Below are 12,545 nucleotides of genomic sequence, written 5' to 3' on the forward strand. Positions count from 1 at the left end.
GGCGCGCCGGGCGAGTAGTGCATCGTGGAGGCCGAGTAGTAGTAGGTGTCGTCCACGCGGAAGACGTCGATGTCGGCCAGGTCCTCCCACAACACGGGGTTGGAATAGCTCGACGACGGCGGCCACGACCCGCTCGACGGACTCGCCGACGGCGACGGATTGGGCGACTGGCTGGGCGACTGGCTGGGCGACGGCGAGGGATCGGAGACGCTCCCGACGGCGACGAGCTGCCACTGCTGGTTGGTGCCGCCCCAGTCGGAGTACTGCACGATCTTGCCGCCGTCCGCGGTGGAGGCGTTCTGGACCTCGACGGCCTTGCCGCTGTTGCGGTTGATCAGCCGGACGTAGCCGCCGGACGAATCCGCGAGCTGGAACTGCTGGTTGGTGCCGTTGTGGTCAGTCCACTGCACGACGTCGGCGGCGTCGGCCGTGGAGAGGTTGGCCACGTCGAGCACCTTGCCCGAGTGCCGCGACTGCACGCGGTAGTAGCCGCCGCCGGAGTCGACGAACCGCCACTGCTGGTTGTTGCCGTTGCTGCGGCTCCACTGCACGAGCGACCCGCCGTCGGCGGTGGAGAAGTTGTAGACGTCGAGGGCCTTGCCGCTGTTGCGGTTGACCAGGACATACCAGGTGTTGCCGTCGACGGTCGCCGCGGAGGCCGGCGCCACCCAGGCGACAGCGGTCGCGAGAACGGTCGCGAGCGCCGCGAGAAGACATACGACGGTGCCCGGCGCCCGGCGCCGGCCACTCGTCGCGCGGACGGAGGGGTGCATCTTCTCTCCTTTGAAGAGCGGAGACACCGCTGGGGTGAAGACACCCGCGGTGTGGTGGCCGGCTTACGCCGGCGTGGGGCCCGAGGGCGTGCCCCGCTGAGGGAAGGGGACGGGGCCGGCAGGCCCGGCCGCCGGGGCGGGCCGATGTGGTCGCCGCCCGAGCCGGGTCGCGGCCCTGGTGGAGGCGCCGAATCATGGACCGAGTGCCTCACGGGTCGGGTCCGGCCGACGCCGGTGCGGACCGTCTCACCGTGGCCGATGTCGCCACGCGCCGGGCACTCGTGACGCCGAGAGCACCGGCCGGCCCGTGCACCTTTCCGGCAGCGCCTGTCGCTCATGGACGACGCGGACAGTGCTATCGGCCCGGAAGGTCACGCTCCAGCGGGGCTGCGCATGCGATGTGAGCGTTAACAAATCTCCAATCGAGCGCCCCTCTCCTATCAGCGGCTTGTGGTGGTGGTGTAGCGGATCAAACATGACGCCATAAGCCGTGTCAACGCGCGGCTCCCTGTCCGTCCGGCCTCGTGCCGGCCGGATGCCGCTCACCTGCTCCTCCCGAGGTTGTGAGGACACCGTCCGCGGTCCGGATGACGAAACTTTCATCACGACCCCCCGTCGCCCGGAGCCGTCCCGGACGGCGCAGAAAACTTACGGACCCCATTTCGCGCGTCTATCAGCGCATATGAGGCACAAGTGCGGAGATCGCGGCGAAACTTACCGGAAACGGCCTTGACACGTTTCGGAATGATTTCCAGACTGACCCCCGAGGCGGCTCTTCCTGCCGGGGTCGGTGGTGAGCGGCAGGAGCCGCAGTTCCGACGCGACGACGAGCGCGTGCTGTTTCCGCGCGCGTCTATCCGCGTTCCCTCATTTATCCCGCAGTGGAGGCTCAGGCATGAGCGAAAACCCCTCATCCGCCGGCGGAGGACGGCGACCACGCGCCGGCACCCGCCGGCTGCTGGTCGCCGGCGCCCTCGGCGTACTCGGCACCGTCACCGCACTCGCGGCGTCCGTCCCCGCCGACGCGGCCGCAGGCACACTGGGCGCGGCCGCCGCCCAGAGCGGCCGCTACTTCGGCACCGCGATCGCGGCCGGGCACCTGAACGACTCGACCTACGTGGCCACCTGGGACCGGGAGTTCAACTCGGTCACCGCGGAAAACGAGATGAAATGGGGCCCGATCGAGCCCTCTCGCAACTCCTTCAACTGGGGGTCGGCCGATCAGATCGTCAACCATGCCGTGAGCAAGGGCATGAAGGTCCGCGGCCACACCCTGGTCTGGCACGCCCAGCTGCCCAGCTGGGTCAACTCCAACATGTCGGCCAGCGACCTGCGCTCGGCGATGACCAACCACATCACCCAGGTCATGAACCACTACAAGGGCAAGGTCTACGCCTGGGACGTGGTCAACGAGGCCTTCGCCGACGGCGGCTCGGTCGGCAGCCTGCGCAGCTCGATCTTCACCCAGAAACTGGGCAACGGCTTCATCGAGGAGGCGTTCCGCGCCGCGCGGGCCGCCGACCCCAACGTCAAGCTGTGCTACAACGACTACAACATCGACGACGCCAACGCGAACAAGACCCGCGGCGTCTACAACATGGTCAAGGACTTCAAGGCCCGCGGCGTGCCCATCGACTGCGTCGGACTGCAGTCCCACTTCGGCAACCCGCCGTCCAACTACCAGCAGAACATCGCCCAGTTCGCCGCGCTCGGCGTCGACGTCCAGATCACCGAGCTCGACGTCGGCGGCTCCGGCTCCACCCAGGCCGACGCCTACCGCCGCGTCACCCAGGCCTGCATGGCCGTGTCCCGCTGCACCGGCATCACGGTGTGGGGCATCACCGACAAGTGGTCCTGGCGCAGCGGCGACACCCCGCTGCTGTTCGACGGCAACTTCAACAAGAAGCAGGCGTACACCGCCGTCCTCGACGCCCTCAACGGCGGGACCTCCAGTTCTCCCCCGCCCACCGGAAACGGGACCGCCATCAGGGGCGTGGGATCGGGCCGGTGCCTGGACGTCACCGAAGCCTCCCAGGCCAACGGCGCCCAGGTGGAGATCTGGGACTGCAACGGGCAGAGCAACCAGCAGTGGACCTCCACGAGCGCGGGTGAGCTGCGGGTCTACGGCGGCAAGTGCCTGGACGTGAACGGCGCCGGCACCGCCGACGGAACCAGCGTGATCATCTGGGACTGCAACGGCCAGAACAACCAGAAGTGGCGCCTCAACTCCGACGGCAGCATCACCGCCGTCGGGGCCAACAAGTGCCTGGACGTGTCCGGCAACGGCACCGCCAACGGCACCAAGGTGCAGATCTACACGTGCAACGGCCAGAACAACCAGAAGTGGACCCGAGTGTGACACCACCCCTCTCCGGGGCGGCCCTGCGTGGCCGCCCCGGCCGGGCCGTGGGACTCGCCGACGCGGCCTGATCGTTCCACTCGTCCAACCATTCCACCCGTGACACCGTCGCCGGGCCTCGCGCACCCGAGGCCCGGCCGACGGTGTGCGTTTCCGCGCCCGGAGCGACCACTCCCCCGCGGGCGCCCGCTGCGCGAAGGCGCGGATCGGCACCGACAGCCAAAAGGAGAGACATGACGCAAGATCAGAACGATCCCGTGCGCGGCGAGCGGAGATTACTGAGCCGGAGATCCGTCCTGACGACGATGGGAGCGCTGCCGGTCATCACCGCCGCGACCTCGGTCCTGGGGGCCACGGAGGCCGCGGCGGCCACCGCGGCCATCAATCCGTCGGCGCAGCGGCAGACCATCCGGGGCTTCGGCGGCATGGCCCACGCGGCCTGGATCGGCGACCTGACGGCCGCCCAGCGGGAGACGGCGTTCGGCACCGGCGAGGGCAGGCTGGGCTTCTCCATCCTGCGGATCCCCGTCGGCGAGAGCCAGGCGGACTTCGGCCGCGACCTGGCGACGGCGAAGCGCGCGGCCGAGCTCGGAGTGACCGTCTTCGCCTCTCCGTGGAATCCCCCGGCCAGCATGATCGAGACCTTCAACCGCAACGGCCAGACCAACGCCAAACGCCTCAGGTACGACCAGTATGCCGCGTACGCTCAGCATCTGAACTCCTTCAGCACGTACATGCGGAACAACGGGGTGAACCTGTACGCCATTTCCGTGCAGAACGAGCCCGACTACGCGCATGACTGGACGTGGTGGACGTCCACCGAGATGGTCAAGTTCCTGCGGGAGAACGCCGGCTCGATCAACACCAGGGTCATCGCGCCCGAGTCCTTCCAGTACGTCAAGAGCGTGTCGGACCCGATCCTCAACGACTCCACGGCGCTCGCCAACGTGGACATCATCGGGGCGCACCTCTACGGCACGTCGTACTCGAACTTCCCCTACCCGCTCTTCAAGCAGAAGGGCGCGGGCAAGGACCTCTGGATGACCGAGGTCTACTACCCCAACAGCACCGACTCGGCCGACACCTGGCCGCAGGCGCTCGACGTGGGCGAGCACATGCACCGCGCCATGGTGGAGGCCGAGTTCCAGGCGTACGTCTGGTGGTACATCCGGCGCAGCTACGGCCCTATGCGGGAGGACGGCCAGCTCAGCAAGCGCGGCGCCATCATGGCGCAGTTCGCCAGGTTCGTCCGCCCCGGATACGTACGGATCGACGCGACGGCGAACCCCGCGTCGAACGTCTACGTCTCGGCGTACCGCAGCGGTGACACCGTCGTCATCGTCGCCATCAACAAGGGGACCTCGGCGGTGAGCCAGCAGTTCACCGTGGCGAACGCCACCTCGGCGAGCGTCTCGTCCTGGGTGACCGACGGGAGCAGGAACGTCGCGGCCCAGGCGGCGACCAGCATGTCGAACGGCTCCCTCACCGTCACGCTTCCCGCCCGCAGTATGACGACCTTCGTGACCAGCCTGAGCGGCGGCTCCTCGCCCTCCCCGTCGCCCGTCTTGTCGCCGACCCCGTCACCCACCCCGTCGCCCAGCGCCTCGCCCAGCGGCGGCACCGGGACCGGGCCCCGGGTCGCCTACACGATGAGCTCCTGGAACAGCGGCTTCACCGCCAGTATCAGCATCACCAACACCGGGACCTCGACGATCAACGGCTGGACGCTGAACTTCACCCTGCCCTCCGGGCAGTCCATCACCTCGGGCTGGAACGCCACCTACTCGCCCTCCAGCGGCCAGGTGAGCGCGGCCAACGTCAGCTACAACGGCACGATCGCCCCCGGGGCCACCGTCGACATCGGCTTCCAGGCCACCCACACCGGCAACACCGCCGAGCCGACCGCCTTCACCCTCAACGGCGTTCCGTGCACCGTGGTCTGATCGGCCCGTGCTCTGACGGGCCCGTGCTCTGACGGGCCCCGGGTCTGACCGGCCAATGGACTGACCGGTATGGTGCCTGACCGGTACCGGTCCCATGGTCTGACCGGCCCATGGCCCGACCGGCTCATGGTCTGACCGGCGAGCGAGGCAATCCCGAAGCAGACCGGCTGGACCTCGGCCGCGCCCTGGACCCACAGGTCCAGGGCGCGGCCCGGCCCTTTGTCCGTGCCCACGGCGCGGCCCGGCCGATGGGGTGCGTCCGGTGGGGGGGCCCGGCCGTCCTCGCCGGAGGTCAGCCGCCAGGCGGCCTCCTCCCGGGCGAGATCACTCCAGCGCCGAGATCAACCCAGGGCCGAAATCACCCCAGGGCGAGGCGTAGCAGCAGGTCCTTGACGTCCGTCGCCTCGAATCGTCCCCTGGCGGCGGACGAATCGGAGCAGAGCAGCACCGGCGCGTCGGCGGGGTCGGCGGGAAGCAACCCGTGTGAGCCGCGTACGGCGCGGGCGCCCTCGTCGAGGCCGACGACGTTCATCAGGTAGCGCATGCCGAGCTTCTTGCGCAGCAGCGCCACGCCGGCCCTGCGCTTGGCGGCGCCGGGGTTCACCGGGTCGAAGAACAGCTCGGCCGGGTCGTAGCCGGGCTTGCGATGGATTTCGACGAGGCGCGCGAAGTCGGGCGCGCGGGCGTCGTCCAGCCAGTAGTAATAGGTGAACCACGCGTCGCGATCGGCGAGCAGGACCAGTTCGCCGGCGCGGGGGTGGTCCAGGCCGTGCGCCTTCTTCCCGCTCTCGTCCAGCACCTCGGCGACGCCGGGCAGGGACGCGCAGAGCGCGGCGACGGTCGGCACGTCGGCGGGATCGGAAACGTAGACGTGCGCCACCTGATGGTCGGCGACGGCGAACGCGCGCGAGGTCCACGGGTCGAGATACTCCATGCCGTCCTGGGTGTGGACGCGCAGGAGCCCTTCCGCACGGAGCAGCCGGTTGACATCGACGGGGCGGGAGACGTCGGTGATGCCGTACTCCGACACACAGACGACGGTCCTGCCCTGCGCCGCCGCGGCGTCCAGCAGCGGCGTCAGCACGGTGTCGAGCTCGGCGGCCGCCGCCGCGGCGCGGGGGTCGGACGGGCCGAAGCGCTGCAGGTCGTAGTCGAGGTGGGGGATGTAGGCCAGCGTCAGATCGGGGTTGTGCGTGGTCATGACGTGCTCGGCGGCGCGGCAGATCCAGGTCGACGAGGCGATCCCCGCTCCCGGGCCCCAGTAGGTGAACAGGGGGAAGGTGCCCAGCGCCGCGGTGAGCTCGTCGTGCAGCTCCGGAGGGTGGGTGTAGCAGTCGGCCTCCTTGCGCCCGTCGGCGTAGTAGATCGGCCGGGGGGTGATCGTCCAGTCGACGTCGGCGCCCATCGCGTACCACCAGCAGACGTTGGCCACGGTGAACCCGGGCCGGTCGCGCCGGGCGGCCTGCCACACCTTCTCACCGCCGACGAGCGCGTTGTGCTGGCGCCACAGCAGGACCTCGCCGAGGTCGCGGAAGTACCAGCCGTTGCCGACGATGCCGTGATCGGCCGGCGGGGCGCCGGTGAGGAACGTGGACTGCACCGAGCAGGTGACGGCGGGCAGGACGGTGCCGAGTTCCGCCTGGAAGCCGTCCGCGGCGACGGCCCGGAGCCGCGGCATGTGCGCCAGCAGCCGCGGGGTCAGCCCCACCACGTCCAGGACCAGCAACGATGTCATGTCATCACTCCCACATCACGCAGCGCGGCACGGGCGAAGTCGAGCTCGGCGGCGATGCCCGCGGCGAGCTGTCCGGGGGTCTGCGGGCGCAGGGCGGGTGGCAGCACTCCCCACGTGTAGGTCTCCACGTCGAAGTGGTCGCACAGCGGCCGCGGCCCGCCGGCGAGCTCCGCGAGCGCCGCACGCATCACGGGGATGGTCGTGGCCAGCGGCGCGGGCGGTGAGACGTGGAGGGGAACGTGGTAGTGGACCCGCCACGGCCCGGGCAGCCCCCGCTCGAAGGCCTCGTCGAGGTCGTCGGCGGCGTCTCCCGCGGGGTTGCGCGTCTGGTGCAGGAAGCGCGGCTCGACGTACTCGCGCAGGGCGTCGGGGTCCGCGGTCTCCAGGGCCGCGGACAGCTGGACCTTGACGACGGGCAGGCCGGCCCGGCTCAGCTCCTTCAGCGCGGCGGCCGGCTCCTCCCACGCGCAGGCCAGGTGGGCGAGGTCCAGGCAGATACCGAGCCGGTCGCCGTCGACGCCGGCGAGCCGTGCCACCGCCTGGCCCGTCGTCTCCACGACGCAGCCGGGTTCGGGTTCGAACCCCACCCGTATCACCCGGCCCGTGGCGGACTCGACGTCGGCCAGACCGGCGGCCAGCCGGTCGAGCCGGCGCGCGGCCTGATCGGCCATGCCGGTGTCCCAGGGGTCGCGCCAGGCGAGCGGCAGCGTCGAGACCGACCCCCGGGCCGCGTCCTCGGGGAGCAGGTCCGCGAGGACGAGCGCCAGATCCAGGGTGTACGACAGGCGGTCCGCGGTGGTCCAGTCGGGATGGTAGACGGCGTGCTTGACGACCGGGTCCTGGAAGGAACGGTAGGGGAAGCCGTTGAGCGTGACCACCTCCAGGCCCCGTGCGGACAGCTCGCGGCGGAGCCTGGCCCGCAGGGCGGCGTCTTCGGCCAGGGCGGCGGCGACGGGCGCGGCCAGCCAGAGCCCGAGCCCGAGGACGTCCGTGCCGAGTCGGGCGCGGATCGGCACCGCGTAGACGTCGAGCTGGGCGATGATGCCGTCGAGATCCTCCGCCGCGTGCACGTTGGTGCAGTAGCTCAGGTGCAGCGGGGCTCCTCCCGGGTGGCGCAGCCGCATCAGCTGCCGCCGCGCTTGATGGAGCTTCCGGCGAAGGTGGGCTCGTCCGCGCCGGCTGCCGCGCCGGTCAGGTCGAGGCGCCCCGACTGGCCGTAGAACTCCACCGGATTGCGCCACAGCACGCGGTCGACGTCGTCCTCGGTGAACCCGGCGGCCAGCATGGCCTTTCCGGTCTCCAGCGTGAGCAGCGGGTCGGAGACGCCCCAGTCGGCGGCGGAGTTGACGAGCATCCGGTCCGGGCCGTACTGCTTGAGGATCTCCACCATGCGGGGCGGCGACATCTTCGTCTCGGGATAGATGGAAAAGCCCATCCAGCATCCGGAGTCGCGCACGGTGCCGACGGTGACCTCGTTGAGGTGGTCGACGGCGACCCGCTCGGGCGCGATCCCCGAGGCCGCGACAACCTCCAGAGTGCGCCGGGTGCCGGTGGCCTTGTCGCGGTGGGGCGTGTGGACGAGCGCCGGCAGGTCGTACTCGACGGCGAGGGCGAGCTGCCGCTCGAAGGCGTCGTCCTCCTCCGGGGTGATCGAGTCGTAGCCGATCTCGCCGACCGCGACGACGCGGTCCTTGTCCAGGTAACGCGGCAGCAGGTCGAGCACGGGGCGGCAGCGCGGGTCGTTCGCCTCCTTGGGGTTCAGCGCGATCGTGGCGTGGTGCACGATGCCGAACTGGGCGGCCCGGTACGGCTCCCAGCCGATCAGCGAGTCGAAGTAGTCGGCGAACGAGGCGGGGCCGGTGCGAGGCTGCCCCAGCCAGAAAGCCGGCTCCACGACGGCCCTGACGCCGGCGGCGGCCATCCGGGCGTAGTCGTCGGTGGTGCGCGACGTCATGTGGATGTGCGGGTCGAAGATGCGCATCAGGACTCCTCACAGGTCAGACGGCCGAGCAGGGCGGCGGCGTCGGCGGGCATGGGGCGTCCCGCGGCCGCGCGCTCGTCGGCGAAGGCGGCCAGCATGACCGCCAGCTCTCGGTCGGCCCGCTCGTCCAGCCCGAAAACCTCGGCCAGCGGCACGCCGGTGAACACGCACTTGAGCACCGCCTGCCGCCAGGCGGCCTGGTCGAGGTGGCGGGCGTACGGCCCGAGGGCGGCGGCCAGCAGACGGGCGTCGTTCGTGCGGATCGCGTCCTGCAGCAGGGGCAGTCCCGCCGAGCCGACGGCGAGCATCGGCAGGGCCTTGAGCACGGCCCGCTTCTCGTCGGCGTCGCCGTAGCGGTAGAGGTCGCCGATCTCGGTCTCCGCCCGGTCGGCCGGCAGCGCGGCCAGCAGCAGTGCCCGGACGGCCTCGTCCGCGGTCCAGCCGGGCTCGCCGGGCAGCGATGTGCGCCCGGCCCGCCGTCCGGCCTGGGTGAAGGACCGGCCGATCGTCTCGGGTCGCTCGCTCGCCGCGGTGAGCGCGGCGTCCACCCATTCCTCTCGCGGTGTCTCCCGCAGCGCGGCTCGCAGCCGCTCCGGTGACGTCATGCCCTTCTCCCTTCGCCTTCACGCCGCGACTCCTGCTCGGCTCCGCGCAGGAATTCGATCGAGCGCCGGGCCACGTCGGGCGCGGCGTGGGAGTGACGGGGAAGCTCGACCGCGACCAGGCCCCGGTAGCCGGCGTCGTCGAGCGCGCGCAGCACCCGCGGAAAGTCGATCTCCCCTTCGCCGAACTCCAGATGTTCGTGCACGCCCCGTCGCATGTCGTCGATCTGGACGTTGACCAGGTGCGCGGCGACGGCCGCGACGCAGCGGGGCACCGGGTCGGGCTCGTTGCAGCGGCAGTGCCCGATGTCCAGGGTGATGCCGAAACCGTCCGGAGACCCGAGCGCCTCGTGCAGCCTCCGCCAGCCGTCGATTGTCTCGACGAGCATCCCCGGCTCGGGTTCGAACCCCAGCGTCACATCGGCGCGCCGCGCGGCGTCGAGAACCCGCCCGCAGCCGTCGACCAGCCGGCTCCAGGCGGTGGCCTGGTCGATCCGGGCCGGGCGCACGCCGGACCAGAACGACACCGCCTCGGCGCCGAGGTCCGCGCCGATCGCGACGGCGCGGCTGAGGAAGTCCACCCGCAGGTCCCGGTCGTCGTCCAGCAGCGTCGGGGCGTGCTTGCGCAGTGGATCGAGCAGGTAACGCGCACCGGTCTCGACGACCACCGCCAGACCGAGGTCGCGCAGCTTGTCGGCGACCTCGGCCACGCGCCGTCCCAGCCCGTCGGCGTACGGGTCGAGGTGGCTGTGGTCGAGCGTCAGGGCCACTCCCTCGTACCCGAGGCCGGCGATGACGTCGAGGGCGTCCGGCAGCCGGTGATTGGCGAAGCCGTTGGTGCCGTAGCCGAACCTCATGTCGCGGAGACTTTCCTGACCAGGCGCCGGGCCAGCGGCATCGCCGCCGCGAGGGCGAGGCCGAGCCGCGGGGCGCCGCCGCGCGCGGCGAGGGCTCCCTGCAGGGCCGGCAGACTGACGATGCCCGCGCTGACCGCGTCGCGGACGCGCCGCGCGGATGGGTCGGCGACGGCGCGCGCCTGGGGGGCGCCGAACTGCGCGGCGTACACGCCGGCGAGGGCCGGCTGCGCCGGTCCCCCGGCACCACCGGCGGTGCCACGGGCCGTGACGGCGGCGAGCGTGACGGTGCCTGCCAGGGTCGCGGCGGGCAGTCGCGGGTCCGCCCCCGACACCTCAGCGTGTGAGAGCGCGGTGAGCAGGTAGGTGTGGGCGGCGATGGTGAGGGCGGAGGGCAGCGCGGCGGTGCGGGAGCCGCCGGTGGCGCCCAGCAGCACGTCCAGGCCGCGGCACAGCGCCATCGTCAGGGGACCGGCGGGCGTGCCCTTGGCCGCCACGTCGTACGCCCAGATGGCGCCGGCCAGGGGCGCGGCGACCGCCAGGGCACTCCGGCCGCCCGCGAGCCCCGCCGCGGCGAGCCCGGCGGCGGTGAGCCCCGCCGCCGTGCCGAGGGCCGCCCCGGCCGACACGCGGCCCGAGGGGATGGGGCGCTCCGGGCGCTCGACCGCGTCGAGATGCCGGTCGGCCCAGTCGTTGGCCGCCATCCCCGCCCAGTAGAGGAGGACCGAGGAGCAGGCCAGACCAATGGTGCGGCGGCCGAGCGCCCCACCGGCGGCCGCACCGGCGACCACGTCGCCGGGTACGGACAGCGCGGCAGGCGCCCGGACGAGGTCGATCAAATCGCGGAGCGTCGTCATCGCGCCGTCATCGCCCTGTCCCCTGCGAGCCGTACGCGTCCACCGCGGCCCGCAGCATCCGCCACTGCTCGGGCAGCGCGTGCGGCACCTCTCCGAGGGGGTCCTTGAAGAAGAAGGCCAGTTCGGTGAGTGGACCCGTGCGCCCGGCGTGGTGGGCGGCCGCCGTCAGCCGCGCCAGGTCCAGGACCAGCGGAGCGGCCAGCGCCGAGTCGCACCCGTGCCAGGTGAACTCCATGCGCATGCGGGTTCCGAGGAATCCCTCGAAGGAGATCAGGTCCCACGCGGTCTTGAAGTCGTCGAGGTCCTCGACGAAGTCGATGCGGGTCTCACCCTGCGGGACGTAGCCGAGCGTCTCGCGCAGCACGCGCTGCTTGCTGGCGGACTTGGCCGCGTTGGCCGCCGGTTCGGCGAGGTTCGCGCCGTCGCCGCCTCCCAGCAGGTTGAGGCCGGACCAGGTGCGCACCTTCAGGTTGCGCAGGGCGAACATCGGGGCGAGCACCGATTTGACCAGGGTCTCGCCGGTTTTGCCGTCGTGGCCCCCGTACGGGAGCCCCTGCTCGCGGGCCAGCGCGTCGAGGGCGGGCAGGCGGGCGCCGGTGGACGGCGTGAAGTCGATGTAGGGGCAGCCGGCGCGCAGGGCGGCGTAGGCGGCCAGGGCGCTGGGCGGCAGGACGGGCTCCGGCCCGGCCAGCGCGTCCCGCAACGCGTCGAGATCGGCGTGGGCGGGATGGGGTGGCGGCGCCGGTTCCGTGGTCGAGACGTTGATCACGACGACGTGGTCCAGCTGGTGCCGCCGGCGGAAACGGTCCAGGTCGGCGCCGATGGCGTCCGCGGCCTCGGCCTGCGTGCCGCCGTCCGGCAGGGGCAGTACGTCCTGCTCGATCTCGAGGAGCGCGTCCTGCACGGCCCCGGCGAGCCGAGCCGGGACGATGCCCGCCTCTGCCAGCGCGGCGGCCTTCTTCATCAGGGGGATCGAGGAGATGTCGTGGCCACCGAAGACCAGGTCCCCTATCGCCGGGAGGGCGTCGCTGCGCAGTTCGGGCGACTCCAGGACGCATCCGGTCGCCTCGGCCAGGCCCGCCCGCACCGCCGACGCCCCGAGCATGCTCGTGACGGCGACCGATCCTCGTGCTCCGATGAGCCATACTCCGGTTCTCATTTGTCTCCTCTCCCCGTTCGGTTGCCGGGACGGTGGGGGTGTTGCTCGTGGCGGGTCGGCTCCGGCGGGCGGCGGCCACCGTGCGGCCGCCGCCCGGGGTGGTGTGTCATTCGGAGGAGAAGGCGGCGTCGAAGGCGGCGTCCGGCGGGGTGATGGCGTTGAGCGAGCGGATGTAGGCGAGGGCCTCGGGTGCGCCGTGCAGCCGGTCCATGCCCGCGTCCTCCCACTCGACGGAGATCGGGCCGTCGTAACCGATGTGGTTGAGCGCCCGGAAGCACTCCT

At 71.6% G+C, this 12,545-nt stretch carries 10 protein-coding genes and 1 pseudogene; 2 read left to right on the top strand and 9 right to left on the bottom strand.

The features are described 5' to 3' along the window. Positions 1–773, bottom strand: a 773-nt coding sequence (locus tag FLX07_RS35390; RefSeq protein WP_191049478.1) for an RICIN domain-containing protein, incomplete at its 3' end; no start/stop codon positions are given. A gap of 895 nt (positions 774–1,668) precedes the next feature. Here FLX07_RS35390 and FLX07_RS35395 point away from each other — a divergent pair. Continuing rightward, positions 1,669–3,132, top strand: coding sequence for a glycoside hydrolase family 10 protein (locus FLX07_RS35395; protein WP_142576268.1), 1,464 nt, complete (start codon positions 1,669–1,671; stop codon positions 3,130–3,132). 233 nt (positions 3,133–3,365) lie between these two features. Next, complete coding sequence (gene xynC, locus FLX07_RS35400; RefSeq protein WP_142576270.1) at positions 3,366–5,075, top strand: glucuronoarabinoxylan endo-1,4-beta-xylanase XynC; 1,710 nt, start codon at positions 3,366–3,368, stop codon at positions 5,073–5,075. Positions 5,076–5,433: 358 nt separating this feature from the next. Here xynC and FLX07_RS35405 read toward each other — a convergent pair whose 3' ends face one another. The 8 genes and pseudogenes from FLX07_RS35405 to FLX07_RS35440 all read right to left on the bottom strand — a co-directional run. Next, entirely contained in the window at positions 5,434–6,810 is a 1,377-nt protein-coding gene (locus FLX07_RS35405) for an alkaline phosphatase family protein (protein WP_142576272.1), read from the bottom strand. Next, positions 6,807–7,934 (bottom strand): metabolite traffic protein EboE, encoded by a 1,128-nt coding sequence (gene eboE, locus FLX07_RS35410; RefSeq protein ID WP_142576274.1) that lies wholly within the window; start codon positions 7,932–7,934, stop codon positions 6,807–6,809. Before eboE ends, FLX07_RS35405 begins: the two co-directional genes overlap by 4 nt. Beyond that, positions 7,934–8,791: a TatD family hydrolase gene (locus tag FLX07_RS35415; protein ID WP_142576276.1), complete on the bottom strand. Its 858-nt coding sequence runs from the start codon at positions 8,789–8,791 to the stop codon at positions 7,934–7,936. Before FLX07_RS35415 ends, eboE begins: the two co-directional genes overlap by 1 nt. After that, the gene (locus FLX07_RS35420; protein WP_142576278.1) at positions 8,791–9,396 is read right to left on the bottom strand and encodes an EboA domain-containing protein; all 606 of its coding nucleotides are present in this window, start codon (positions 9,394–9,396) and stop codon (positions 8,791–8,793) included. Before FLX07_RS35420 ends, FLX07_RS35415 begins: the two co-directional genes overlap by 1 nt. Beyond that, complete coding sequence (locus tag FLX07_RS35425; RefSeq protein ID WP_142576279.1) at positions 9,393–10,250, bottom strand: sugar phosphate isomerase/epimerase family protein; 858 nt, start codon at positions 10,248–10,250, stop codon at positions 9,393–9,395. The genes FLX07_RS35420 and FLX07_RS35425 overlap by 4 nt, the downstream gene beginning before the upstream one ends. After that, entirely contained in the window at positions 10,247–11,104 is an 858-nt protein-coding gene (locus FLX07_RS35430; protein WP_142576280.1) for an SCO3242 family prenyltransferase, read from the bottom strand. Before FLX07_RS35430 ends, FLX07_RS35425 begins: the two co-directional genes overlap by 4 nt. Positions 11,105–11,111: 7 nt before the next feature. Beyond that, complete coding sequence (locus FLX07_RS35435; protein ID WP_142576282.1) at positions 11,112–12,263, bottom strand: inositol-3-phosphate synthase; 1,152 nt, start codon at positions 12,261–12,263, stop codon at positions 11,112–11,114. Positions 12,264–12,369: 106 nt separating this feature from the next. Continuing rightward, positions 12,370–12,545: pseudogene (locus FLX07_RS35440) on the bottom strand (sugar phosphate isomerase/epimerase); the annotation flags it as partial.

Origin of the sequence: Microbispora bryophytorum, from assembly GCF_006874465.1 — a bacterium.
Lineage (GTDB): Bacteria > Actinomycetota > Actinomycetes > Streptosporangiales > Streptosporangiaceae > Microbispora > Microbispora bryophytorum.